The sequence below is a fragment of the Amycolatopsis sp. NBC_01488 genome (genome assembly GCF_036227105.1).
Lineage (GTDB): Bacteria > Actinomycetota > Actinomycetes > Mycobacteriales > Pseudonocardiaceae > Amycolatopsis.
Genome location: NZ_CP109434.1, coordinates 5753590 through 5777524, shown reverse-complemented (window position 1 = coordinate 5777524; position 23935 = coordinate 5753590). Strand labels below are relative to the sequence as shown.

20 protein-coding genes and 2 pseudogenes are annotated in these 23935 nt (G+C 73.1%); 14 read left to right on the top strand and 8 right to left on the bottom strand.

Annotated features, from left to right (window positions below):
• Window positions 1-215: 215 nt before the first annotated feature.
• On the bottom strand, window positions 216-827 hold the full coding sequence (locus tag OG738_RS27435) for a carboxymuconolactone decarboxylase family protein (RefSeq protein WP_329045151.1): 612 nt from the start codon (window positions 825-827) through the stop codon (window positions 216-218).
• An 876-nt stretch (window positions 828-1703) separates the two neighbouring features.
• Window positions 1704-2573 (bottom strand): annotated as a pseudogene (locus OG738_RS44730) (DUF5685 family protein); the annotation flags it as partial.
• Between the two features lie 100 nt (window positions 2574-2673).
• Between OG738_RS44730 and OG738_RS27425 the strand changes: the two are divergent.
• The 4 genes and pseudogenes from OG738_RS27425 to OG738_RS27410 all read left to right on the top strand — a co-directional run bounded on the left by OG738_RS27425 (window position 2674) and on the right by OG738_RS27410 (window position 5727).
• Window positions 2674-3192, top strand: coding sequence for a DUF402 domain-containing protein (locus tag OG738_RS27425; protein WP_329045146.1), 519 nt, complete (start codon window positions 2674-2676; stop codon window positions 3190-3192).
• Window positions 3193-3309: 117 nt separating this feature from the next.
• A complete protein-coding gene (locus OG738_RS27420) occupies window positions 3310-4818 on the top strand; it encodes a glycosyltransferase family 39 protein (RefSeq protein ID WP_329045145.1) in 1509 nt (502 codons plus the stop codon).
• A 1-nt stretch (window position 4819) separates the two neighbouring features.
• A pseudogene (locus OG738_RS27415) lies at window positions 4820-5107 on the top strand (ATP-binding protein); the annotation flags it as partial.
• The gene (locus OG738_RS27410) at window positions 5104-5727 is read left to right on the top strand and encodes a response regulator transcription factor (RefSeq protein WP_329045144.1); all 624 of its coding nucleotides are present in this window, start codon (window positions 5104-5106) and stop codon (window positions 5725-5727) included. The pseudogene OG738_RS27415 and the gene OG738_RS27410, both read left to right, overlap by 4 nt.
• Here the strand turns inward: OG738_RS27410 and coaE are convergent.
• Window positions 5724-6908: a dephospho-CoA kinase gene (gene coaE / locus OG738_RS27405; RefSeq protein ID WP_329045142.1), complete on the bottom strand. Its 1185-nt coding sequence runs from the start codon at window positions 6906-6908 to the stop codon at window positions 5724-5726. The genes OG738_RS27410 and coaE overlap by 4 nt on opposite strands.
• Before the next feature lie 225 nt (window positions 6909-7133).
• On the opposite strand from coaE, the gene OG738_RS27400 reads away from it, so the two are divergent.
• Window positions 7134-7388 carry a hypothetical protein gene (locus OG738_RS27400; RefSeq protein ID WP_329045140.1) on the top strand — a complete coding sequence of 85 codons (255 nt, stop codon included), beginning with the start codon at window positions 7134-7136 and terminating at the stop codon, window positions 7386-7388.
• A gap of 118 nt (window positions 7389-7506) precedes the next feature.
• On the opposite strand, the gene OG738_RS27395 is transcribed toward OG738_RS27400, so the two are convergent.
• Entirely contained in the window at window positions 7507-7953 is a 447-nt protein-coding gene (locus tag OG738_RS27395) for an OsmC family protein (protein WP_329045138.1), read from the bottom strand.
• A gap of 194 nt (window positions 7954-8147) precedes the next feature.
• Between OG738_RS27395 and OG738_RS27390 the strand changes: the two genes are divergently transcribed.
• Window positions 8148-8762 (top strand): TetR/AcrR family transcriptional regulator, encoded by a 615-nt coding sequence (locus tag OG738_RS27390; protein WP_329056853.1) that lies wholly within the window; start codon window positions 8148-8150, stop codon window positions 8760-8762.
• 231 nt (window positions 8763-8993) lie between these two features.
• Here the strand turns inward: OG738_RS27390 and rpsA are convergent, their stop codons facing one another.
• A complete protein-coding gene (gene rpsA / locus OG738_RS27385; protein WP_329045136.1) occupies window positions 8994-10493 on the bottom strand; it encodes a 30S ribosomal protein S1 in 1500 nt (499 codons plus the stop codon).
• Between the two features lie 295 nt (window positions 10494-10788).
• On the opposite strand from rpsA, the gene OG738_RS27380 reads away from it, so the two are divergent.
• The 6 genes from OG738_RS27380 to OG738_RS27355 all read left to right on the top strand — a co-directional run bounded on the left by OG738_RS27380 (window position 10789) and on the right by OG738_RS27355 (window position 16796).
• Window positions 10789-11640, top strand: a complete 852-nt coding sequence (locus tag OG738_RS27380; RefSeq protein ID WP_329045134.1) for a class I SAM-dependent methyltransferase — start codon at window positions 10789-10791, stop codon at window positions 11638-11640.
• Window positions 11637-12548: a GNAT family N-acetyltransferase gene (locus tag OG738_RS27375; protein WP_329045132.1), complete on the top strand. Its 912-nt coding sequence runs from the start codon at window positions 11637-11639 to the stop codon at window positions 12546-12548. The genes OG738_RS27380 and OG738_RS27375 overlap by 4 nt, the downstream gene beginning before the upstream one ends.
• A 20-nt stretch (window positions 12549-12568) precedes the next feature.
• Entirely contained in the window at window positions 12569-13489 is a 921-nt protein-coding gene (locus OG738_RS27370) for a GNAT family N-acetyltransferase (RefSeq protein ID WP_329056852.1), read from the top strand.
• Between the two features lie 156 nt (window positions 13490-13645).
• Window positions 13646-14335 (top strand): ABC transporter ATP-binding protein, encoded by a 690-nt coding sequence (locus tag OG738_RS27365; protein ID WP_329045130.1) that lies wholly within the window; start codon window positions 13646-13648, stop codon window positions 14333-14335.
• Window positions 14332-16227 carry a YhgE/Pip domain-containing protein gene (locus OG738_RS27360; RefSeq protein ID WP_329045128.1) on the top strand — a complete coding sequence of 632 codons (1896 nt, stop codon included), beginning with the start codon at window positions 14332-14334 and terminating at the stop codon, window positions 16225-16227. Before OG738_RS27365 ends, OG738_RS27360 begins: the two co-directional genes overlap by 4 nt.
• Window positions 16224-16796, top strand: a complete 573-nt coding sequence (locus OG738_RS27355; protein ID WP_329045127.1) for a TetR/AcrR family transcriptional regulator — start codon at window positions 16224-16226, stop codon at window positions 16794-16796. The genes OG738_RS27360 and OG738_RS27355 overlap by 4 nt, the downstream gene beginning before the upstream one ends.
• Window positions 16797-17036: 240 nt before the next feature.
• Here the strand turns inward: OG738_RS27355 and OG738_RS27350 are convergent, their stop codons facing one another.
• Both OG738_RS27350 and polA read right to left on the bottom strand, forming a co-directional pair.
• Window positions 17037-18647, bottom strand: coding sequence for a trypsin-like peptidase domain-containing protein (locus tag OG738_RS27350; protein ID WP_329045125.1), 1611 nt, complete (start codon window positions 18645-18647; stop codon window positions 17037-17039).
• 296 nt (window positions 18648-18943) lie between these two features.
• On the bottom strand, window positions 18944-21685 hold the full coding sequence (gene polA, locus OG738_RS27345) for a DNA polymerase I (protein WP_329045123.1): 2742 nt from the start codon (window positions 21683-21685) through the stop codon (window positions 18944-18946).
• A gap of 62 nt (window positions 21686-21747) precedes the next feature.
• On the opposite strand from polA, the gene OG738_RS27340 reads away from it, so the two are divergent.
• Window positions 21748-22188: a PaaI family thioesterase gene (locus tag OG738_RS27340; protein ID WP_013227928.1), complete on the top strand. Its 441-nt coding sequence runs from the start codon at window positions 21748-21750 to the stop codon at window positions 22186-22188.
• Window positions 22189-22192: 4 nt separating this feature from the next.
• Window positions 22193-23164 (top strand): LysR family transcriptional regulator, encoded by a 972-nt coding sequence (locus OG738_RS27335; RefSeq protein ID WP_329045122.1) that lies wholly within the window; start codon window positions 22193-22195, stop codon window positions 23162-23164.
• Here the strand turns inward: OG738_RS27335 and OG738_RS27330 are convergent.
• Window positions 23130-23900: an alpha/beta hydrolase family protein gene (locus OG738_RS27330; protein ID WP_329045121.1), complete on the bottom strand. Its 771-nt coding sequence runs from the start codon at window positions 23898-23900 to the stop codon at window positions 23130-23132. The genes OG738_RS27335 and OG738_RS27330 overlap by 35 nt on opposite strands.
• Window positions 23901-23935 lie beyond the last annotated feature (35 nt).

Below are 23935 nucleotides of genomic sequence, written 5' to 3'. Positions count from 1 at the left end.
TGCCAATTTTCCGGGGGTTCGGGTGGCGGGAGCCCCCGACCTGGGGCGAAGCCCCAGATGCCACTGCCAATTTTCCGGGGGTTCGGGTAGCGGGAGCCCCCGACCTGGGGCGAAGCCCCAGATGCCACTGCCAATTTTCCGGGGGTTCGGGTAGCGGGAGCCCCCGACCTGGGACGAAGCCCCAGATGCCACTGCCGGTTTTCCGTCGGGCCTGGTCAGCGGGGCCGGAACACCGTGACGGAGGTGACTTCGCCGCCGGTCACGGCGCAGTGCAGGACCGCGCCGGGCACGGTGTCGTCCCCGAAGCAGGAGACCAGGACGCGGTCGGGTCCGGTTGCCTGGACCTCGGTGCGCGGGAACTCGCCGAGCACCTCGGCGACCTCGGGTGCGGGCTCCGGCTCGGCGAGGTGGGCCAGCACCACTTCCCGCGGCGACGGCGGGGGCGGGATCGGCAGGCCGTGGCCTTCGAAGAGGCGATTCAGCTGGTCGGCCGCCGAAACCGCGCGCGGGAAGCCCGCGAACGCGGCCGTCTGGACGACGACTTCGCAGACCTCGGCCGGTGACAGCCCCGAAGCGAGGCCGGTGCGGAGGTGGACGCTCAGCGGCGGCCCGACCATCCCCGCCGCGACGATCGCCGCCAGGGTGGCCGCCTCCCGCGTCCGGGGGTCGAGCGCCGGGCGTTCGTGCAGGTGGCCGTAGACGGTGCCGACGGCCAGCTCGCCCAGCGCGGGGACGGTGGCGAACAGCGCGTCGAGCCGCTTCGCACCGTCCTCGACCAGCCCGGCGAAGTTCTCGCGGCCCCGGTCGTGCAGGTCGTCCATCGTCATCCCGGTCCCCCTTCAGCAGCTGCAGTCACAACAGGAGCAACACTCGCAACAACCGTCACAGCCGCCGCAGTCGCATCCGCCGCAGTCCCAGCTGCCCACCGGTTTCCCGCTCCACGGCCCAGGATAGGGATCGCGGCAGCAGAACTGGCAGGTGCAGCACATGTACGGCGCGATCGCGCAGCCGAGGAAGAAGTTGCGCTTCTTGGGCGGCACGGCGAACTTCGGGTACCAGAGCCCGCCGCCCTTGCCGTCGAGCGGCTCCGGACCGCCGGAGTCACCGGGCCCTCCCGGGCCACCGGGGCCGCCAGGTCCACCCGGACCACCGGGGCCTCCCGGCCCGCCCGGGCCTCGGGGACCGTCCGGGCCTCGACCACCGGGAGCGCCCGGCGGCGGAACCGGACCAGGCGAGGGAAAGCCATACCCCGCACCGGATCCCGGACCACCCGGCGGCTGGTGCGGGTACTGCCGAGGAGCCGGTCCCCGCCCGACCCAGCCCGGCGGCGGCTGGTGGGGATGCTGCTGCGGCGTGGGCCCCGGCCCGATCCACCCGGGCGGCGGCTGCTGCCCGGCGATGCCGCCGGAGGCCGAGCCGGGCCGGAAGCTCGAGCCGCTCCCGGCCTCCGGACCGGCGACCGGCCCGAGGTTCGAGCGCCACTCGGGTGCCGCAGCCGTCCCGAAGCCTGGATCACTTCCAGCCACAGAACCGAAGCCCGAACCTGCCCCAAAGCCCGCATCACTCCCCGCCGCAGAACCGAACCCCGAACCTGCCCCAATGCTCGGATCAGTTCCGGCTGCGGAACCGAACGCCGAGCCTGCTCCAAAGCCCGCAGCACGCCCAGCCGCAGAACCGAAGCGCGGCTCGGCTCCGGCCACCAAGCCGTGGACGTGCGCCGAACCATGTCCGAACGCGCGGCGGACTGCCTGGCGCAGCTCGTGCACCAGCAACGCGTGCACCAGCCCCGGCCGCGCGAACTCGGCCTCCCGCAACGCCAGCTCCACCCCGAGCACCGCGTCGTCGCACAACCGGCAGGCCTCGGCCATCGAGGTTCCCGTGGCCCGCAACGGGTTCCACGCGCCCGCCGCGGCATCTGCCGCGTGGTCCTCGACTGCGTCCAGCAGGTGGGCCACCCGGCCGAACAGCCGGCCCGCCTCCGCCAGCGGGGCCACGTTGCCGGGCCGTCCGGCCAGCTCCGCCGTCCGCGCGAACGCCGCGGAGGTGGCCAGCTCGGCGGGCTCGGTCGCGAGGAGCGCCGAGTCACCGAAACCCACCGTCCGCTCCAGGGCACCCTGCCGCTCGACCGCCTCGGTCAGCACCGTCGTGTCGAACCCGACCCGGCCGCCGGTGCTGCTGCCCTGGGCCGCCCACCGGGCCGCGACGCGCCGCGCGGCCAGCGCCACCGGGCGCCTGCCGAAGGCACCGTCGCGGTCATCGACGTGGTCGTCCACCTTGGCCCCGGCCAGCACCAGCGACACCGCCGCGGCGAGCTGGGCGCCCTCCCCGCGCGCCACCGACGCCGTCCGCATGCCCCGCAGCGGGCACGGCCCGGCGTCCCGGCGCCCGCCGTCGCGGGACGTCTGCGCCTCGACCAGCGCGGAGATGATCAGGCCGTCGTAGTTCGTGACGACGCGCGCGAACTGCCCGTGTTCGTCGCGCAGCGTGAGGCAGAGCCCGCAGAGGTGGGCGAGCCAGTCCGCGTGCAGGCTTTCGGACAGCCGGTGCCGGCACGGCCTGATGATCCCGAACATCCCCGGTCCCCCTCGCTCACGGTCGGCGCACCTTAGCCCGAACGTGTGGCGCGAGCGTCGCGTGTGCGCGATTCGTGACCCGCCCGGCAGGATGAGCGCCATGGCCGCACTGCACCCCCCGAAGGTCGAGGTCTTCGACCCCGCCGCGCGCGCGAACATCGACCCGAAGGGCGTCCTCCGGGAGGTCGAGGAGTACCGCGAGGAACCGTTCGGCCTGTACCTCGCCCGCCCGGCGCCCGGCCGCGCCCAGTTCCACTACCTGGAGTCGTGGCTGGTGCCCGGGCTCGGCCTGCGGCTCACCGACTTCTGGTTCTCCCCCGGCCACGAACGCGACCAGGACTTCTACCTCGACGTCGTCCGCGTCCGCCGCGACGGCCCGCGGTGGGTCGCCACCGACCTCTACGTCGACCTGGTGCTCAAGGACAAGCTGTCGCTGCGGGTGATCGACACCGACGAGCTGCTCGAGGCCAACGCCGCCGGTCTCGTCACCGCCGAAGACGCGCAGTACGCGCTGGAAACCACCTATGCAGCGGTGGAAGGGCTGGCCGCGCACGGCTACGACCTCGCCGCCTGGCTGTCCACAAAGGACATCGTGCTCACCTGGCGGCGCCACCCCTAGGCGGCCGAAGCTGGTGGACACGCGTGCGTGAGTCCGGCGTCACCAGCCGCACGGTGGCCGCCGGTGGCCCCACGTAGGGTGCGGGAAGGACCGGCGCCGACGAGGAACAGGAGCACGATGGACGCCGTAGCCACCGCCTCCGACCAGGCGAAAGCCGAGCTCGCCCCGTTCGCCCGGCTGCCGGTCGCGCTGCTCGCGCTCGGCACCGCCGCCGCCCTGCTGCTGACCGCCGGCCGCTACGGCTACTTCGGCGACGAGCTGTACTTCCTCGCCGCCGGGAAGCACCTCGCCTGGGGCTACGCCGACCAGCCGCCGCTCGTGCCGGTCCTGGCGTGGACGATGAACGCCCTGGCGCCGGGATCGCTGGTCGTCTTCCGGCTGCCGGCGATCGCCGCGACCGCCGCCGGGGTCGTCGTCACCGCGCTGATCGCCCGCGAGCTCGGCGGGCGGCGCAAGGCGCAGGCCCGCGCCGCGGCGGCGTACGCGATCTGCGGGCAGTTCGTCGGCAGCGGCCACTACCTCGCGACGTCGACGATCGACCCGCTGCTGTGGACGCTCGTGTTGTGGCTGCTGGTCCGCTGGGTCCGCACCCGCGCCGACTCGCTGCTGGTCTGGCTCGGCGTCGTGACGGCGGTGGCGCTCAACGACAAGCTGCTCATCGGCGCGTTCTGGGTGGTGGCCGGGCTCGCCGTGCTCGTGTTCGGGCCCCGGGAGCTGCTTCGCCGTCCGATGCTCTGGCTGGGCGCGCTGATCGCCGCCGCCTCGCTGGTGCCCACGCTGCTGTGGCAGCGCGCGAACGGCTGGCCGCAGCTCGGCATGGGCGACGCGGTCGGCGCCGAGGTCGACGCGGCGGGCGGCCGGGAGAGCTTCGTCCCGAACCTCCTGGCCGGCGCCGGCTGGGTGATCGGCGCGCTCGGCGTCCTCTACGGCGTCGCCGTGCTGCTCGGGAGCGGGCAGCTGCGGCCGTACCGGTTCCTCGGCTGGACGGCGCTGGGCGTCGTCGCGGTCTTCCTCGTCGCGAACGGCCGGTACTACTACGCCGCCGGGATGTTCGGCGTGCTGTGGGCCGCGGCCGCGGTGCACCTGGAAGGACGCGATCCCGCGCGGTGGTGGCGGTGGGTGCCGGCCTGGCCGGTGTTCGTGCTGTCGGCCCTGTTCAGCCTGCCCTTCACGCTGCCGCTGTGGCCGGCGCACTGGCTGGCCGACCACCCGGGCGCGCCGCGGCCCGCCTACGCGGCCGAAGAGATCGGCTGGCCGGACCTCGCCGACGACGTCGCCGCGCTGTACCGGACCGCGCCGCCGGGCACCGCGATCGTCACCGGCGGCTACTGGCAGGCGGGCGCGCTCGGCCGCTACGGGCCCGAGCGCGGCCTGCCCGAGGCCTACAGCCCCAGCCGCGGCTTCTGGTACTTCGGCCGTCCGGCCGACACCATGGAGAACGTGCTCTTCGTCGGCTACGACCCGGCCAAGCTCGCGAAGTACTTCGGTGCCGCGAGGATCGTCGGCCAGGTCGGCAACCGGCTCGGCGTCCGGAACGCGAGCGAGCACATGCCGGTCTGGCAGCTCACCGGCCGGACGGCGAGCTGGGCCGAGATCTGGCCGCGGCTCGAGGACATGAGAGCGTGAGCCGCCGGAGTCGGCGCGGACCGCTCGGGTCACCCAGGCAGCGCTGTCCAATGTGGACAAGCACGCGACGGCGTCCCGGGTCGGCCTCACGCTGTCCTCCATGGACGACGAGGTGACCCTGGACGTCCGCGACGACGGCCGCGGCTTCACCCCGGGACCCGGCCCCGGCATGCGCCGCCGCGTCCGGCGGCTGGCCGGTACGCTCCACGTCGAGTCCGAACCCGGCGGCGGCACCGCGATCTCGGCCACCCTGCCCGCCGTCCCGTCCCCGCCGGAGGCCTCCGCATGACGATCACCGTGCTCATCGCCGACGACCACCCGATCGTCCGCGACGGGCTGCGCGGCATCTTCACCGGCCGCGGCTTCGAGGTCGTCGGCGAGGCGGCGAACGGCGCCGAGGCCGTCGCGCTCGCCGAACGGCTGCGCCCCGACGTCGTGCTGATGGACCTGCGGATGCCGGGCACCGACGGCGTCACGGCGATCACCGAGCTGGCCCGGCTGGGCAACCCGGCGCGGGTCCTGGTGCTCACGACCTACGACACGGACTCCGACGTCCTGCCCGCCGTCGAGGCCGGCGCGACGGGCTACCTGCTCAAGGACGCCCCGCGCGAGGACCTCTTCCGCGCCGTGGAGGCCGCGGCCCGCGGCGAGGCGGTGCTCTCCCCCGCCGTCGCCAGCCGGCTGCTGGGCCGGATGCGCGCGCCGGTGCGGGAAACGCTGTCCCAGCGCGAACTCGAGGTGCTCACCCTCGTCGCCCGCGGCTCCACGAACAAGGAAGCCGCGAAGAAGCTCTTCATCAGCGAAGCGACGGTCAAGACGCACCTGATCCACGTCTACGCGAAGCTCGGCGTGAAGGACCGCGCGGCGGCCGTCGCGGTCGCGTTCGAACGCGGGCTGCTCGGTTCCTAGGGCGTCCAGCCGGTGGTCGCGGCCCACTTCTCCGCGCGGGCGAACACGCCGTTGACGAACTCCTGCTTCTCGTCCGCGTAAGCCGCGACGGTGCCGTCCGCGGCGTGCGCGTCGGCCAGCCGCAGCTTCACGTCGCGGTAGTCGTCGCGCTCGCCCGGGTTCGCGCGCAGGTAGTCGCGGAACAACAGCGCGAGGCGCCACGCGGGCGTCTCCTCGGACCGGACGTGCAGGTTGACCGGGCGCTTCGGGTCGGCGCCGACGTGCAGGCGCTTCGGCCACGTCCCGGTGCCGTCCTGGGCGTCGTCGCACCAGTCGCCTTCCAGCCGCGGGAACCCGGCGTCGGACAGCAACTCCCGCAGCGCGTCCGCATCGTCCAAAGTGGACACCGTGAGCTGCAGGTCGAGGACGTCCTTGGCGGGCAGGCCGGGGACGGCGGTCGAGCCGATGTGGTCGGCCCGGCGAGCCAGCTGCCCGGCCACGGCGCGGACCCGGGCGAGCACCCGCTCGGCCTGCGCCGGCCAGGTGAGGTCGTAGCCGGCGATCTTCGGGGACATCGGCGGCCGCGGCTTGCGCAGGCGGACGTTCGCCTCGAATGGCACCAGCCGGTCGGCCCACAGCGCGTCGACGTCGGCGAGCACGGCGTCTTCGGCGCCGCCGTTGTCCAGCCAGACATCCGCGACGGCGCGGCGCTGCTCGTCGCTCGCCTGCGCCCGGATCCGCGCCCGCGCGTCCTCCTCGGCCATGCCGCGCGCCGTCACCAGCCGCCGGACCCGCACCTCGACGGGCGCGTCAACCACCACGACCAGGTGGTACGCCGTCGCGAGGCCGTTCTCGACCAGCAGCGGAATGTCGTGGACGATGACGGCGTCCGCCGCGGCGGCGGCCATCAGCTCGCCGGTGCGGGCGCCGACCAGCGGGTGCACGATCGCGTTCAGCCGGCGCCGCGACTCGTCGTCGGCGAACGCCTTCGCGGCGAGCGCGGGCCGGTCGAGCGACCCGTCGGCGGCCAGGATCTCCTCGCCGAACTCCTCGACGAGCCGGGCCAGCCCCTCGGTACCGGGCTCGACCACCTCGCGGGCGATCCGGTCGGAGTCGACCAGGACGGCGCCGTGCTCGGCGAGCCGGTTCGCCACCGTCGACTTGCCGGCCCCGATCCCACCCGTCAACCCCACACGCAGCATGCCGATCACCCTAGTCACCGGCCCGTCCGGTCCGGGGAGGGACCGTGAAGCCGACGACGACGGCCCGAGCCCCTCTTCGCGTAACCGGTACATACGAACGGGTGATCCGCAAGGCGATCGTGACGCGTGACTCAACCGATATCCGGACACGCCGCGTTGCTTACTCACCTTGACCGGGCCGAGTGCGTACCGTGCGCGCGACAAGGTCGCCCACACGGAGGAACGATGGCGGACAGCAAGCACGTCGGGAGGCACCGGCTCGGCACGCCGGGGCTGGTCCACTGCGTTCTTCACCGCACCGTGGCCCACGCGCTGGCGGACTACCGCCGGACCTGGCTGAGCGCCCTGCTGGTCCCCGCCAAGCACAGCTTCGCCGGCCTGCGCCGCAGGGCCCGCGCGGCGGCGCTCGAGCGCATCTGGGTCCCGGCCGTGGGCACCGCGACGGTGCGACCGGTCACCGCCCACGCCGCCGCGGCCTGACAGTCACCGCTCCCGGCGTCGCCGAACCGTCGCCCCGCGCATCACGGCGCCCCTCCGGCCACCGCGCCGCCGCAGCCCGACGGCCACCACCCCGGCGCAGCCGAGTCGGCCGTCTACCTCAACGGCCGACCTCGCGCGTGTCGATCGCGATCTCCGAGGACAGCGTCCGGTGCACCGGGCACCTGTCGGCGATCAGCATGAGCTGCGCCCGCTGGTCGTCGTCGAGGTCGCCGTCCAGCTCGATCTCGCGCGTGATCCGGCTGAGCATGCCGCGCTCCGTTTCGCACTTGGCGCAGTCTTCGGCGTGGATGCGGTCGTGGCGCAGCCGGATCGTCGCCCGGGTCAGCGGGATGGCCTTGCGTTCCGCGTACATCCGCAGCGTGATCGCCGTGCACGAACCCAGCGACGCGAGCAGCAGCTCGTACGGGTTCGGGCCGGCGTCGGCACTCCCGACCGCGACCGGTTCGTCGGCGAGCAGCTCGTGGGTCGCCGTCGTGACCCGCTGCGTGTAGGTGCCGTCGCCGCTCGCGGTGACGACGACCGTGCCCGGCTCGGGGTGCTCCATCCGCTCAGTCCTCTCAGGGTGCGTCCAAGATCGTGGTGACGAAGTCCATGCACGCAGCCTGGCACGAACGCCGCACATCCGGACATCCGGCGCATTCCCAAGACGGCCGGGATATCGTATCTTCTGCTGCGGGTGGGTCACCCGGACGTCGTCGTGGGCGAAGGGGGTGCGCCGTGGCCACCAGGCACCTGTCGATGCGTCCCGCCGAGCAGGGCAACCGCGAGCGCTTCCTGGACGCGGCGCTGTCGGTGCTGTTCGACCGCGGTGTCTCGGCGCTGACCGTGCGCGGGGTGGCCGAGGCGGCCGGCGCGTCGACGCTCTCGGTGTACGCCCGCTTCGGCGGCCGCGCGGGCCTGCTCGACGCGCTGTACGAGCGCACGTTCGACTCGCTTCGGGAGCTGCTGGAAGGCCTGCCGCCGTCGAGCGCCGACGGGGTCGCGGACCTGCTGCACCTGGCGCTCGAGTACCGGCTCTTCGCCCTCGAGAGCCCGGTCCGCTACGCGCTGATGTTCGAGCGCCCGGTGCCGGGGTTCGACCCGGACCCGGCGCTGCGGTCGGCGGTCGTGCGGACCACGTTCGCGCTGTTCATCGCCCGGGTCGCGCGGGTGTGCCCACCGGGAGCGGACGCCCGCGCCGCTGCGTACCAGCTGTGGACGGCGATGCACGGCCTGGTCGGGGCGGAGCTCATGCTGGCTTCGCGGACACCGCTGCCGGACTGGTTCATCCCGCCGACCGAAGAGGCGAACGAGCAGATGTACCGCCGCGGGATCGCCGCGATGATGGCCGGCCTCGACCTGCGCAACCGCTGACCGGCCCCGCGGGCGACGGCCGGCCGGTCGGCGCCGCTGAAAGATCCCGGCACCGGCCTGGCCGGCGCTGCGCCCGGTGTACCAGGACGGCCGCGTCGGCGACCCGGACTTCGGGCAGCTGCGGTGGCTGACCTGCGGCCGGATCCTGTTCGGGACCCCGGAGCCGTGAACGCAGCGAACCCCCGGTCCGCGAGGGACCGGGGGTTCGCTGTCAGCTCAGAGAGCTAGTGCTCACGCACCGCCGGAGAGCTTCTCGCGGAGCGCCGCGAGCTGCTCGTCGGAGGCGAGAGTGCCACCGCTGCTCTTCGTGTCGGCCGGGGCCGAGCCCGAGGTGTAGCTTTCCGCGCCACCCTCGATGCCGGTCGCGGCGTCCGCGGCGGCCTCGGCGTCGGCCTCGACGGCCTTCTGGACCTGCTTCATGTGGGCCTCGTAACGAGTGTGCGCCTCGGCGTACTGGCGCTCCCACTCCTCACGCTGCTTGTCGAAGCCTTCCTGCCACTCCTGGGTGTCCGGGTCGAAGCCTTCGGGGTAGATGTAGTTGCCCTCGGCGTCGTACTCGGCGGCCATGCCGTACTGGGCCGGGTCGAACTCGGTGTCCGGCGTGACACCCTCGTTCGCCTGCTTCAGCGACAGCGAGATGCGACGGCGCTCGAGGTCGATGTCGATGACCTTGACCATGACGTCGCCGTTGACCTGGACGACCTGCTCCGGGATCTCCACGTGGCGCTCGGCCAGCTCGGAGATGTGGACCAGGCCCTCGATGCCCTCTTCGACGCGCACGAACGCACCGAACGGAACCAGCTTGGTGACCTTGCCCGGCACGATCTGGCCGATCGCGTGGGTGCGGGCGAACTGGCGCCACGGGTCTTCCTGGGTCGCCTTCAGCGACAGCGAGACGCGCTCGCGGTCCATGTCGACGTCCAGCACCTCGACCGTGACCTCCTGGCCGACCTCGACGACCTCGGACGGGTGGTCGATGTGCTTCCAGGACAGCTCGGAGACGTGCACCAGGCCGTCGACGCCACCCAGGTCCACGAAGGCACCGAAGTTGACGATGGACGACACGACACCCTTGCGGACCTGGCCCTTGGCGAGCGCGTTGAGGAACTCGCTGCGCACCTCGGACTGGGTCTGCTCCAGGTAGGCGCGGCGGGACAGGACCACGTTGTTGCGGTTCTTGTCCAGCTCGATGATCTTCGCCTCGAGCTCGCGGCCGACGTACGGCTGCAGGTCGCGGACGCGGCGCATCTCGACCAGGGACGCGGGGAGGAAGCCGCGCAGGCCGATGTCCAGGATGAGGCCGCCCTTGACGACCTCGATGACGGTGCCCTTGACGGGCTCGTCCTTCTCCTTGAGCTCCTCGATCGTGCCCCAGGCGCGCTCGTACTGCGCGCGCTTCTTGGACAGGATCAGACGGCCTTCCTTGTCCTCCTTCTGGAGAACGAGGGCTTCGACCTCATCGCCGACGGTGACAACCTCAGCCGGGTCGACATCGTGCTTGATGGAGAGCTCACGCGAGGGGATGACACCCTCGGTCTTGTAGCCGATGTCGAGCAGGACCTCGTCGCGGTCGACCTTGACGATCGTGCCTTCGACGATGTCGCCATCGTTGAAGTACTTGATCGTCTTGTCGATCGCCGCGAGGAAGTCTTCCTCCGACCCGATGTCGTTGATGGCGACCTGCTGGGGCCCGGTGGGGGCGGTCGGGGCGGTGGCGGTGTCGGTGGTCATTAGGCGGGTTGCTCCGGTGGATGGAATCGAGGGTTGGCAGTTGTCGGCGCGAATGGGTGCATGCGACGACCCTGCGAGCAAACGTCCACCAGTGAACGACCGCGGCATGACCCGCATAACGGTGCGCGACCCGAGCCCGACCAAGAAGCTGAGCGGAAGGCAGCGCGAACCCACTGCGCTAACACTCATCCTACGCGGCGGCCGCTAGGCGGCACAATCAGGGTCCCCCACGGTCGCTAAGGTCCTCGCGGAAGCAAACCGCAGCACCAGGACTCAGGGACCGGAGACCACCATCATGCCACCGGAGGAGCCGCTCGCGCCGGGACGCCACGACGCGGCGGAGCACCACCTGGGCACCGCGGCCGTCGCCTACCGCGAGGTCGAGGGCGCGGAGGCCGCCGCCGCGAACCTCGCCTGGTGGGACGCCGACGCCGACGACTACCAGGCCGAGCACGGCGGCTTCCTCGGCGACGCGGACTTCGTCTGGTGCCCGGAGGGCGTGCGGGAGGCGGACGCGCGGCTGCTCGGCGACGTCCGCGGGAAGCGCGTGCTGGAGGTCGGCTGCGGCCAGGCCGCCTGCTCGCGCTGGCTGGCCGCGCAGGGCGCGCACCCGGTGGCGACCGACCTGTCCGCCGGCATGCTGCGCCACGCCCGCGAGGGCAACGCGCGCACCGGCGCCGACGTCCCCCTCGTCCAGGCGAACGCCGAGTACCTGCCGTTGGCGTCGGGCAGCTTCGACGCGGCCTGCTCGGCCTTCGGCGCGATCCCGTTCGTGGCGTCGGTGGACGCGGTCTTCGCCGAGGTGCACCGGGTGCTGCGGCCGGGCGCGCCGTGGGTGTTCTCGGTGACTCACCCGATGCGGTGGATCTTCCCGGACGACCCCGGCCCGCAGGGGCTGACGGTCACCCAGCCCTACTTCGACCGGACGCCGTACGTCGAGGTCGACGACGCGGGCACCGCGACCTACGTCGAGTACCACCACACCCTCGGCGACTACGTGCGCGCGCTGGCCGCGGCCGGGTTCACCCTCACCGACCTGGTCGAGCCCGAGTGGCCCGCGGGGCACACGCGGGTCTGGGGCCAGTGGAGCCCGCTGCGCGGCCGGCTGTTCCCGGGCACCGCGATCTTCCGCACGCACCGCTCGTGAACCCCCTGGAAGCGCAGCAGAACGCGCGGTTCGCCGCGCTCGACCCGCTGCTGCCCCCGATCGCGGCCCCGCCCGCGGCGAGCGAGCCACTGGTGGTGGCCACCGGCGGCCTCCGCGCTGGCGGCCTGCTGACGCACGTCGTGCACGCGCCCGGGTCGTGGCCCGCGCTGTGGGGACCGCTCGAGATCCGGGACCTGACCGCGGTGCCGGGCGACAGCGGCGCGGCCGGCCTCGCCGCGCTGCTGGGTGCCTGGCGCGACCGGCTGCGCGGCACGCGGCCCGAGCCGGACTCGGGCTGCACGGTGACCTGGCCGAGCCGCGACGCCGAGGCGTCCGCGGTCCTGCTGGCCCACGGCTTCGCGCCGATGACGTGCCTGGCGGTCCGGGCCCCCGGGCCGCCCGCGGACGCGGGGCCGGCGCGGGTGACGGTCCGCCGCGCCGGCGAAGGCGACGTCGAGACCCTCACCGACCTGCGCGTGGCGGAATGGCGCTACACGTCGCTGGTCGGCACGGCGGTGCCAAGGGCGGGCGCGCGGGCGCTGCTGCGCGCGGAGGTCGTCCGGTCGCTGCGCTTCAGCGGCCTGGTCTGGCTCGCGGAGGACGACGGCGTGCCGGTGGGCATGGCCGCGTGCGCGCCGACCTTGCCCGCGCCGGGCGACAGCATCCACGGCCGGCTGCACCCGGGCCCCTGGGGGTACGTCGACACGCTGTCGGTCGCGCCCGCGGCGCGTGGGGGCGGCGTGGGCCGGGCCCTGATGGCGGTGGCCCACCGCGAGCTGCTCCGGCCGGACATGCGCGGTACGTTCCTCTTCTACCACCCGGCGAACCCGCTTTCGCCGGTGTTCTGGCACCGGCAGGGCTATCGTCCACTGTGGACGATGTGGATCCGGCGGCCCGCCTGGTCCTGACCGACGCACCAGGGGGCTTCATGGAGATCGCCGAGCCGCTGCTCGCCGCCCACCGCGCGCGCTTCGCGGCGGTCGACGCGCTGATGCCGCCCGCCGCGCCGCCGGCGGAGGGGCGGCGGCTGGACGCCGCGACCGCGGACGGCACCCGCGTCGCCGGCGTCCTCCAGCGGCACCGGTCCGGCCCCGGCGACGTCGCGACGCTGTGGGAGGCGGCCGAGGTCTGGCAGCTCTTCCCGTACTTCGGCGCCACCGGCACCGAGGGCGTGGATCTCCTGCTCCGCGCGCTCAAGGGCGTGCTGGAGGCGGAGGCGACCGGCGACGACTCGTCGTGCGTCGTCGTCTGGCCCAGCCGCGACGCCGAGGCGATCCGCGCCTTCCTCGACCACGGTCTCGTCCCGCTCGCCGCGGTCGGCGTCCGGACCGCTCCCCCGGCCGAGGGGGCGCCCGGCGCCGCCATCCGCCGCGCCGGGCCGGACGACTTCGCGGCGGCGCTGGAGCTGGCCGCCGCGACGTTCGACTACACCGGCCTGGTGGCGGCGGCCCGCCGGCCCGACACGGCCGAGCTGCTCGCCCCCGCGCTGCGGGACGCGCTGGCCGAGGACGAACCGGCGGTGTGGCTGGCCGAGGCGGACGGCGAGATCCGCGCGCTGGCGCACTGCGCGTGGATCGACGCGGCCCCGGGGAGCGCGGCGGCCGAGCTGCTCCCGCCGGGCCGCTGGGGCTACGTGAACAACGTCGTCACCGCGCCCGGGCACCGCGGCGGCGGCCTCGGCCGGGCGCTGATGACCCGGGTGCACCAGGAGCTGCACCGGGGCGGGGCGACCCGCACGTACCTCTACTACAACCCGACCAACCCGCTGGCCTCGGTGTTCTGGCACCGGCAGGGTTACCGTCCACTGTGGACGACCTGGGAAGTGCGGCCGGCCTCGGCGCTCCGCTGAGCGGTCCTCCCCCGCCCGGGTTCGCCGCGCGGCGCCGCGGCGAGCGGGATGCGAAAGTCACCCACGGGTGTGACGTGCGTCCGGTGATCTTGCCGCGCCCCGCTCCGGGGACTAGCTTTTGAACTGACCGGTCAGTTCAAAACGCTGGAGTCCACCGTGCAGGTCCGAGCCGATCGCGTGTCCCTCGAAGGGCACCACGGCACCTTGTTACCGCCCACCTCGCTGACCGTCGGCGAGGGCGATCTGGCGATCGTGCACGGCGAACCCGGCGTCGGCGTCACCGCGTTCGGCCTCGCGCTGGCCGGGCGGCTGAAGCCGACCACCGGCACGGTGCACGCCGAGGGCGTGGACGCCGGGCTGCCCGAGCTCGTCGCGGTCGTCGACGCCCCCGGCGTGAGCGACCCCGACGAAAACGTCCAGCTGCGGGTCGTCGTCGGCGAGGAGCTCGCCCTCGCACACCGGCCCGCGCGCAAGGACGACGTCGCGCGCTGGCTGGCGGAGCACGACGTCGCCCCGTTCGCGGACACCCGCTTCGAGAACCTCGAGCCCGCGCTGCGCATCCGGCTGCTCACCGAGCTCGCCGCCGCCCGCCGCGGCGTGCGCGTGCTCGTGCTCGACACGCCGGACCGGCACACCAGCCAGGTCGGCATCTGGGCGGACGTGGCCCGCGCGCACGCCGAGCGCGGGTTCGCCGTCGTCGTGCTGGCCGCCACCACCCCCGAGTCCGCGCTGCCGTTCCCGCCCGCGCGCATCGGCGAGACCGGGCAGCCGGCGCCGCAGCACTGCGCTCCCGTCCCCGAACCCACCGAAGAGCTCTCCCCGAGCACCGACGGAGACCCCGCATGAACGTCCTCCGGATCGCGCGCAACGAGCTGCGCCGCCTCTCCACCGGCACGATGCCCAAGCTGGCGCTGGTCGCGCTCGTGCTGGTGCCGCTGCTCTACGCGTCCTTCTACCTCTACGCGAACTACGACCCTTACGGCCGCCTCGACAAGCTGCCCGCCGCCGTCTTCACCAGCGACACCGGCGCGAAGGACTCGAGCGGCCAGCAGCGCAACGTCGGCCGCGAGGTGACCGACGAGCTCGTCAAGTCCGGCACCTTCCAGTGGCACGAGGTGTCCGAGCAGGAGGCGCGCGACGGCGTCCGCGACGACAAGTACTCGTTCGCGATCGGCATCCCCAGCGGCTTCTCCGCCGCGCTGCTCTCGGTCGGCAACTTCCAGCCGCAGCAGGCGACCATCACGCTGACCACCAACGACGCCAACAACTACCTGTCCGGCACCATCGCGAAGCAGGTGGCCGAGCAGGTCCGCAAGACGATCGCGGAGAAGGTCGGCAGCGAGGCCGCGGACCGGTTCCTGGTCGGCTTCTCCACGATCTACGGCAAGATCCAGGAGGCCTCGACCGGCGCGGCACAGCTCGCCGACGGCGCTTCACAGCTGAAGTCCGGTCAGCAGCAGCTGGCCGACGGCGCGGCCAAGCTCGCGGACGGCTCGTCGACGCTCGCGACCGGCCTGGGCACGCTCAAGAGCAGCACCGCTTCCCTGCCCTCGCAGACCCAGCAGCTCGCCAACGGCGCTTCGCAGGTCGCCGCCGGGGACCAGAAGGTCGCCGACGCGGCGTCCCTGGCCGCGACGGCGTCGTCCGACATCCAGGGCAAGCTCGATGCCTACCGCAGCCAGCTCCAGACCGACCTGCGCAACGCGGGCGTGCCGGAGAGCGAAGTCCAGGCGATCCTCGCGAAGGCCGACCAGCTGCGCTCCCCGGTCGACCAGGCGAACGGCAAGATCCAGCAGGCCAACGGCGACCTCGCGAAGCTCGCCGACGGCGCCCGGCAGGTCTCCGACGGCGCGGCCAAGCTCGCCGCCGCGTCCCCGCAGCTGACGAGCGGCATCGCGCAGGCGTCCGACGGTGCGAACCAGCTGCGCGACGGTGCTTCGCAGCTCAACGACGGCGAGAAGACGGCCGTCACCGGCACGAACCAGCTCGCCGACGGCGCGGTGAAGCTGCGTGACGGGCTTTCGGCCGGGCTCAAGGAAATCCCGAACCCGGACGACCCGACCCGCAACGCAACGGCCAACACCATTGCCGACCCGGTGGCGGTCAACGCCAACGGCGAGGCGTCGGCGGGGACGTACGGCGCCGGGCTCGCGCCGTTCTTCATCTCGCTGGCCACGTGGATCGGCGCGTTCGTGCTCTTCCTGATCCTGCGGCCGCTCTCGACCCGCGCGCTGACCGCGGGCGCGGCGCCGCTCCGGGTCGCCGTCGGCGGCTGGCTGTCCTCGGCGCTGCTCGGCGTCGCGCAGGTGATCGTCCTGTTCGGCGCGGTGACGTGGCTGGTCGGCATCCACATCGCGCACCCGCTGGGCGCGATCGGGTTCGCCGTGCTGGTGTCGCTGACGTTCACGTCGGTGGTGCACGCGCTCAACGCGTTCTTCGGCGCGGTCGGGAAGTTCCTCGGGCTCGTGCTGCTGGTGCTGCAGCTGGTCAGCGCGGGTGGGACGTTCCCGTGGCAGACCATCCCGGACGCGCTGTACCCGCTGCACGTCGTGCTGCCGATGGGCTACGCGATCGACGGCTTCCGCCACCTGTTCTACAGCGGCGCCACCGTGCAGATCCTGGGTGACATCGGCGTGCTGCTGGCGTACCTCGTCGGCGGGATCCTGGTGTCCACCCTGGCCGCGCGCAACCGTCGCGTTTGGACGGTGTCCGCGCTCAAGCCCGAGTTGAGCCTGTGAGCGGCGGGACGAAGCAGAAGCTCTTCGAGGCCACCCTGCGCCTGTCGAAGAGCCGGGGCCTGGTGGGGTTGACGGTCGACGACATCGCCGCCGAGGCAGGCGTCGCGAAGGGCACGGTCTACTACAACTTCGGTTCGAAGGACGGCCTGGTCGACGGCCTGCTGCGCTACGGCGTCGACATGCTGGCCGGGCGACTGCGCTCGGCCGTGTCCGACGCTGATCCGCTGGACGTGATCGAGGCGCAGGTCGACACGACGCTGGAGTTCATCGCGAGCTACCCGGGGTTTTCGCAGATCCTGGTGAGCGAGCTGTGGCGGACGCCGGGCCAGTGGCACGGCACGCTTTCCCTGCTGCGCGAGGAGATCATCTCGATCGTGAAGGGCCAGCTGTCCCGGCTGGAGGCAGCCGGCCGCCTCCCGGACGGCGTCGAGATCCCGACGGCGGCGGCCGGTCTGTTCGGCACGATGCTGGTGGTGGCGCTGGACTGGCAGGTGTTCGGCCCGCAGCGGACGCGGGCGGAGGTGCGGGAAGCGGTGATGGTGCTGATCCGGGGGCTCGGCCGCCGCTGAGGACGGTCGCCGGACTTGGCCGGTTCAGACGACCGTTGCTGCACCAGTCCGGCGCCGCTCGCGGGGCCCCCCGGTTTCCACGCTACCGCTCGACACCGACAATCCGGCGCCGAACGCGGTGGATGGGGCGCTCGGCCGAGGCGGCCCGCGCAGCTCGTGGACCAGCCCGCGGGGCGCCCCCCGTTCTCTACTTTACCGGCCGGCACCGACAGTTCCGCGCCCGAAAGCCGCGGCTCTCGGTCAGCCGCGGTCTTCGATGCGGGCCCGGACCGCCGCCGCGTAGGTGTCGACTGCTGTGGCCGCCGCCGTCAGCTCGCAGGGGCCGTCGATCAGCAGCCTCTTCGCCGGTACGTACGCCTGCTCCAGCTCCGGGTCGCGCGCCAGGCCGTGCTCGCGCGCGAGTTCGTTGTCGGCGGCCAGGCGCGCTCGCAACTCTTCGCGGCGGGCGACCAGGCCGTCGAGGACCGCGCGCTGGCGGCGGCCGTCCTCGACCGCCGGGGCGACCGCGTGCTCGTGGCCGTCGATGTGCTTCTCGACCCACTCCGCGTCGCCGTCGACCTCGGCCGAGCGCAGCTGCTTCAGCGCGCCGCGCAGCCGCTGCGCCCGGGCCGGCAGCATCGCGACGCCGGTGAACCGCGTCGCCACGCGCAGCTGGTACGCCTCGATCTCGGCGAGCTCCTCGACCGACTGGGTCAGCACGTCGAGCCGGCCCGCGAGGTCGTCCGGGGCCGGGCGGGCGCCGACCGTGCTCGCCCGCACCGCCACGGCCCCGGGCGAAGACTCGTCCCGGAAGCCGAGCAGCAGGCGGATGCCGAGCTCGGCCGCGCGGCCGGCGAGCGGGGCCAGCACCTCGCCGACGAGCCGGTCGGGTTCGGCGGAGTCGTCGATCGCGTCGACGACGAGGGTGCGGCCCGCGACCCCGGTCGTGAGCCGGTCGGCGATCCGGTGGCGGACGGCGTCGGCGGTGCGGCCGGTGGCGTCGACGGCGAGGTCGACGCTGCCCGCCGGCGGCATCTCGCCGAGCGCGGGCGGCAGGCCGGCCACGCCGAGGGAGCGTTCGCGGTCGGCGAGGACGATCCCGAACCGCAGCGCCGCGGCGACCGGCGAACCGGCCTCGCCGGTGTCGACGACCCAGACCGTGCCGGGCTCGGCCTTGGCGAACCAGTCGGCGACGCGCTGCACGAAGGAGACGTCGACGGCTTCGCCGACCGGGCGCGAGAAGCTGGCGTCGACCGCCGGGCTGCCCGAGGACCAGATGCTCAGCTGCGGCAGGTGCCCGAGCATCGTCTCGACGGGGATCATCCAGGTGCCGGTGTCCTTGCCGACGACCACGCCGACGACGTGCCCGGTCGCCTCGTCGAGCACGGCCGTGCCACCGAAGCCGGGGCCGAGCGGTTCGGCTTCGGCGGTGCGGAACAGCCGCACCCACTCGCCGCCGGGACCGCCGGGGTGCTCGGGGCCGCCGAGCCGGGCGTGCGTCCAGCGGCCGACCGAGCCCGGCGGGAAGCCGAAGGCGCGCACCAGCTGGTGCTCACCCAGCGGCATGCGGTGCAGCGGCGCGCGGAAGACGCGGGATTCGGGACGGTCGAGCCGCAGCACGGCGAGATCGCCGCGGCCACCGCCGTCGGAGGGCACCCAGCAGCCTTCGACGACGCCTGCCGTGCCGGGCATCGCCTCGGCCAGGCCGACGAAGTCGACGCTCAGCGAGGAGCGTGGCCCCCCGGCCGTTTCGACGACGTGCGCGCTCGTGAGAACGTGGTACTCGTCGAGAACCGTACCCGCTCCGCACACCCGGCCGAGTTCGTCGTGCAGCCGGACCCGCCAGCGTCGTCGCTCACGCTCGAACCCCATTCGGCGGACCCTACGCCGTGATCGCCACGCGGTGGGCGCCGACCTCCCTACCCAGCAGTAATGGCTCACCCGAACGGAGTCCTCCGTTCGTCGCAATGCCAACGGTTTTTGTGCGCGGATGAGTGCGCGGAGCCCGTGGAGACCGCTCAGCGGGACGAGGGCGCCGTCCGGCGGTCTGCCCGAAAGATCACCCGGCACTGCACCGCTTGACCGTCAGACGCGGCCGAAGATCGCGCTCCCCCGGGGCGTCCGCCCGCGCCACGACCCGGTGATCCGGGCCGTGGCGCGGAGTGAACTCAGTGCGCCGCGTCGTTCCAGGACCGGCCGTAGCCGACCGAAACCTCCAGCGGCACCGCCAGCTCGTAGGCCGAGCCCATGCCGTCACGCACCAGCTTCTCCAACTGCTCGCGCTCGCCTTCGGCGACCTCGAGCACCAGTTCGTCGTGCACCTGCAGCAGGATCCGGCTCTTCAGCTTCGCCTCGACCAGCGCCCGGTGGACGTTGAGCATCGCGACCTTGATGATGTCGGCCGCGCTGCCCTGGATCGGGGCGTTGAGCGCCATCCGCTCGGCCATCTCGCGGCGCTGGCGGTTGTCGCTGTTGAGGTCCGGCAGGTAGCGGCGGCGGCCGAAGATCGTCTCCGTGTACCCGCACTTCGCCGCTTCGCCGACCACTGAGTGGAGGTAGTCGCGCACGCCGCCGAAGCGGGCGAAGTACGCCTCCATCTGGGACTTCGCGTCCTCGGTGGAAATGCGCAGCTGCTGCGAAAGCCCGTACGCCGACAGCCCGTACGCGAGGCCGTACGACATCGCCTTGACGCGGTAGCGCAGCTCCGGCGTGATCTCCTCCGGCGGCAGCGAGAACGCCCGCGACGCGACGAACGTGTGCAGGTCCTCGCCGCTGTTGAACGCCTCGATGAGGCCCTCGTCCTTCGAGAGGTGCGCCATGATCCGCATCTCGATCTGGCTGTAGTCCGCGGTCATCAGCTCGGAGTAGCCCTCCCCGACCACGAACGCGTCGCGGATGCGGCGGCCTTCCTCGGTGCGGACCGGGATGTTCTGCAGGTTCGGCTCGGTCGAGGACAGCCGCCCGGTGGCCGCGATGGTCTGCAGCAGCGTGGTGTGGATGCGGCCGTCGTCGGCGACGGACTTGATCAGGCCCTCGACGGTCGTGCGCAACTTCGTCGCGTCCCGGTGCTCCAGCATGTGCTGCAGGAACGGGTGCTCGGTCTTCTCGAACAGGCCCTGCAGCGCCTCGGCGTCGGTGGTGTAGCCGGTCTTGGTGCGCTTGGTCTTCGGCATGCCGAGCTCGTCGAACAGCACAACCTGCAGCTGCTTCGGCGAGCCGAGGTTGATCTGCTTGCCGATCACCGCGTACGCCTCTTCGGCGGCCTGCGTGACGCGCGAGAGGTAGTGCGCCTCGAGCGTGGTCAGCTGCTCCAGGTCGACGGCGACGCCGGCGATCTCCAGCTCGGTGATGACCTCCAGCAGCGGCAGCTCCAGCTCGGCGAGCAGCCGCGCGCCGCCGATCTGCTCGAGCTCCTTCTCGAGCGCGCCGGCCAGCTCGAAGATCGCGCGGGCCTTGACCAGCTCTTCGTCGATCTCCTTCTGCTCCAGGCCTTCCGCGCCGCCGTCGAGCAGGGACAGCTGCCCGTCGCCGCCGTCGGTCTCCGAGCGCAGCTCGCGGTGCAGGTAGCGCAGCGCGAGGTCGTCCAGCTCGAACGTGCGCTGCCCGGGCCGCACGAGGTACGCGGCCAGCGCGGTGTCCATGGCGAGCCCGGAGAGGGCCCAGCCGCGCGAGCGGATCGCGTGCAGCGGGACCTTGAGGTCGTGGCCGGTCTTGCGGATCTTCGGGTCGGCCAGCCACGCGGCGAGCGCGGCGTCGTCGGCCTGGTCCATCGCCGTCACGTCGACGTACGCGCCTTCGCCGTCCGCCGAGGCGAAGGCGACCGCGCGCAGGTCGGACCGGACCGACGTGCCCACGGTGCGGAAGGCCAGCGCCACCGGCTCGCCTTCGCCCGCGTGCGCCGCGAGCCACGCCGACAGCGCGCCCGGCGCGAGGGCGGCCCCCGACACCTCGAAACCTTCGTCGGCCTCCGGCTCGGCGCTCTGCAGCGTCGCGAACAGCCGGTCCCGCAGCACGCGGAACTCCAGCTCGTCGAACAGCGCGTGCACCGCCTCGCGATCCCACGGGCGCAGCTCCAGCCCGGACGGCCCGACCTCCAGCTCGACGTCCCGGATCAGCTCGGTCAGCTGGCGGTTCAGGGTGACGGCGCTGAGGTGCGCCCGCAGCGCGTCGCCGACCTTGCCCTTGACCTCGTCCACCCGGTCGATCAGGTCGTCGAGCGAACCGAACTGCTTGATCCACTTCGCCGCCGTCTTCTCGCCGACGCCGGGGATGCTCGGCAGGTTGTCCGACGGGTCGCCGCGCAGCGCGGCGAAGTCCGGGTACTGCCGCGGGGTGAGCCCGTACTTCTCCTCGACGGCGTCCGGCGTGAACCGGGTCATCTCGGAGACGCCGCGCTTCGGGTACAGCACGGTGACGTGCTCGGTGACCAGCTGCAGCGCGTCGCGGTCGCCGGTACAGATGAGGACGTCGAAGCCGTCGGCCGTCGCCTGGGTCGTGAGCGTGGCGATGATGTCGTCGGCTTCGAAGTTCTCCTTGACCAGCGACGGGATGCCGAGCACGTCGAGGACCTCCTTGACCAGGTCCACCTGGCCGCGGAACTCGTCCGGCGTCGTGCTCCGGTTCGCCTTGTAGTCGGCGTAGGTCTCCGAGCGGAACGTCTTGCGCGAGAGGTCGAACGCCACCGCGAGGTGGGTCGGCGCCTCGTCGCGCAGGAGGTTGATGAGCATCGAGGTGAACCCGAAGACCGCGTTCGTGACCTGCCCGGTCTTCGTCTTGAAGTTCTCGGCGGGCAGCGCGAAGAACGCGCGGTAGGCCATCGAATGGCCGTCGATCAGCAGCAGCTTCGGCCGCTCGGCCAGGCTGGTGGTTCCTGTGGCGTTGGCAACGGTCGTCTTCTCACTCGGGCTCACGGGGCCGAGTCTAGGCTGAGGGTCCGACACTCTTACGTGTCGCATAGGAAGAGGAGCACTGCGTGACCGAACGCGCCGCAGACGTCGCGGTCGAGAACTACGCCGGGATCGATCCGGCCGCCGCGGACCAGCAGCTGAACGACAAGGTCGGCATGAAGCTCCTGGAGGCCACCGCCGAACGCGTGGTCGGCACCATCCCGGTCGAGGGCAACCTCCAGCCGTACGGCCTGCTGCACGGCGGCGCGAACGCGGTGCTCGCCGAAGCGCTGGGCTCGACCGTGGCCGCGCTGAACGCCGGCCCGGACCGCGCCGCGATGGGGCTGGAGCTGTCCTGCACCCACCACCGCGCCGTCCGCTCCGGCACCGTCACCGGCGTCGCGACGCCGCTGCACGTCGGCCGCGGCACCATCACCGCGGAGATCGTGCTGACCGACGACGAGGGCAGGCGCACCTGCACCGCCCGGCTCACCTGCGTCGTCCGGGACCGCCCGCCGGGCGCCTGAGCCGGTGGACCTCGACCTCGCCCAGGTCCGGGCGTTCGTCGTGACCGCGGACCAGCGCCACTTCGGGCGCGCGGCCCAGACGCTGTTCCTCACGCAGCAGGCGTTGTCGAAGCGGATCCGGAAGCTCGAGGACACGCTCGCGACGCCGTTGTTCCTGCGCACCAACCGGTCGGTCGAGCTCACCGCCGACGGCGAGCGCTTCCTCCCGCACGCGCGCGAGCTGGTGCGGGTGGCCGACGCGGCGGTGGCCGCGATGGGCGCCGACGACCGGCCGCTGCGCCTCGACGTCGTCGACTTCCGGCTCTCCCCGATCTTCCTGCTCCGCCGGCTCGCCGCGCGGGAGCCCGCGCTGCGGATCGACCGGGTCGCCGGCGGCGGGTTCGCCAACGCCGTCGAGCCGCTGCTGTCCGGGGAGCTGGACGTCGCCATCGGCCGCGTCACCGGCTTCGGCAGGCCGCTGCCCGACGAGCTGGAGCACCGCACGGTCCGGCTCGAACCGCTGGTCGCGCTGCTCGCCCCGGAACACCCGCTTGCGAATGCGGACGTGCTGCGGCTCGACGAACTGCGCGCCGAGGGCATCTGGCTGCCCGGCTCGAGCGGCCCCGCCGAGTGGATGTCGTACCTCGACGAGCTGTGCGGCCGGTTCGGCGTGCCGATCGACGACTCCGGCGTCAGCTACGACCTGCGGCACACGCTCGAGCAGACGCGGTACGGCAAGCGGCGCGTCACCCTCGCCGGCGCCGACATGGAGCTGGCACCCGACCTCAACCTGAGGGTGCTGCCGTTCGAGCCGTCCCCGCTGTTCCCGTGGTCGCTCGTGTGGCGGCGGGGGAAGGCGCGCCCGGCCCTGCGCAGGCTGCTGGCGCTGGCCGGGCGCACCAGCCGTGAAGAGGACTGGTGCGCCTACGACCCGGCGCACGCCTGGCTGCCGGCCGACGACCTCAAGCCGGCAACCGCCGCGCGAACCACTCGGTGAAGGCCGCGTCGACCCGCTTCGCTTCCGGTGTCCCCGGCGCGAACTCGTGCGCCATCGCTTCGACCAGCACCAGCTCGGTCCCGAGCCTTTCGCGCAGCGCCTCCGCCGGCTCGCGCACGGCGACGTCGTCGGCTTCCCCGGCCACGATCAGCAGCGGCGCGGTCAGCTCCCCGGCCCGGCGCACGTAGTCGTAGTGGTCGGCGACGGCCCGGGACCGCGGCGTCCACGGGTAGGTGACGTCGAAGAGCCGCTCGTTGCGGGCGATCACCGGCGCCAGCCGGGCGACCGGGCTGACCACCGCGGCGGCCCGGACGGCGACGTCCCCGCGGGCGAGCACCTCCAGCGCCACCAGCGAGCCCGCCGAGCCGCCGAAGACGCCGAGCGGACCGTCCGCGCCCGGGAGCCGGTCCCGCAGCTCGGCCAGCGCCGCCGGGAACTCCGCCACCGCCTGCTCGGTGACCGGCTCGAAGACGTTGAGCACCGCGTCCTCGGTCGCCAGCCGGAACAGCTCCGCCGGACCGCCTTCGGGCAGCCTCGCCCCGGTCAGCGGCAGGCCGAAGTACACCCGCCACGCCTGCAGGCCCGTCATCGGCACCGCCTCGGCGAACGCCTGCTCGCTCGCGGGCACCTCCATCAGGTGCCAGCCCGCCACCAGCGCCGCCGGCGCTTCCCGGTCCGCCGGCGGCAGCGCCACGAACGGCACCCCCGCCGCGACGCCCTCGACCACTTCCCGCATGGTGCCTCTCCCTGTCTCTCGGCTGCCTCCAGCGA

What these genes read in the sequence shown, in the direction of transcription:
- OG738_RS27435 (WP_329045151.1), bottom strand. Translation starts at nt 827, where the DNA reads ATGACGATGGACGACCTGCACGACCGGGGCCGCGAGAACTTCGCCGGG.
- OG738_RS27425 (WP_329045146.1), top strand. Translation starts at nt 2,674, where the DNA reads ATGGCCGCACTGCACCCCCCGAAGGTCGAGGTCTTCGACCCCGCCGCG.
- OG738_RS27395 (WP_329045138.1), bottom strand. Translation starts at nt 7,953, where the DNA reads ATGGAGCACCCCGAGCCGGGCACGGTCGTCGTCACCGCGAGCGGCGAC.
- OG738_RS27380 (WP_329045134.1), top strand. Translation starts at nt 10,789, where the DNA reads ATGCCACCGGAGGAGCCGCTCGCGCCGGGACGCCACGACGCGGCGGAG.
- rpsA (WP_329045136.1), bottom strand. Translation starts at nt 10,493, where the DNA reads ATGACCACCGACACCGCCACCGCCCCGACCGCCCCCACCGGGCCCCAG.
- OG738_RS27370 (WP_329056852.1), top strand. Translation starts at nt 12,569, where the DNA reads ATGGAGATCGCCGAGCCGCTGCTCGCCGCCCACCGCGCGCGCTTCGCG.
- OG738_RS27420 (WP_329045145.1), top strand. Translation starts at nt 3,310, where the DNA reads ATGGACGCCGTAGCCACCGCCTCCGACCAGGCGAAAGCCGAGCTCGCC.
- OG738_RS27410 (WP_329045144.1), top strand. Translation starts at nt 5,104, where the DNA reads ATGACGATCACCGTGCTCATCGCCGACGACCACCCGATCGTCCGCGAC.
- OG738_RS27350 (WP_329045125.1), bottom strand. Translation starts at nt 18,647, where the DNA reads ATGGGGTTCGAGCGTGAGCGACGACGCTGGCGGGTCCGGCTGCACGAC.
- OG738_RS27390 (WP_329056853.1), top strand. Translation starts at nt 8,148, where the DNA reads ATGCGTCCCGCCGAGCAGGGCAACCGCGAGCGCTTCCTGGACGCGGCG.
- OG738_RS27400 (WP_329045140.1), top strand. Translation starts at nt 7,134, where the DNA reads ATGGCGGACAGCAAGCACGTCGGGAGGCACCGGCTCGGCACGCCGGGG.
- OG738_RS27330 (WP_329045121.1), bottom strand. Translation starts at nt 23,900, where the DNA reads ATGCGGGAAGTGGTCGAGGGCGTCGCGGCGGGGGTGCCGTTCGTGGCG.
- coaE (WP_329045142.1), bottom strand. Translation starts at nt 6,908, where the DNA reads ATGCTGCGTGTGGGGTTGACGGGTGGGATCGGGGCCGGCAAGTCGACG.
- OG738_RS27360 (WP_329045128.1), top strand. Translation starts at nt 14,332, where the DNA reads ATGAACGTCCTCCGGATCGCGCGCAACGAGCTGCGCCGCCTCTCCACC.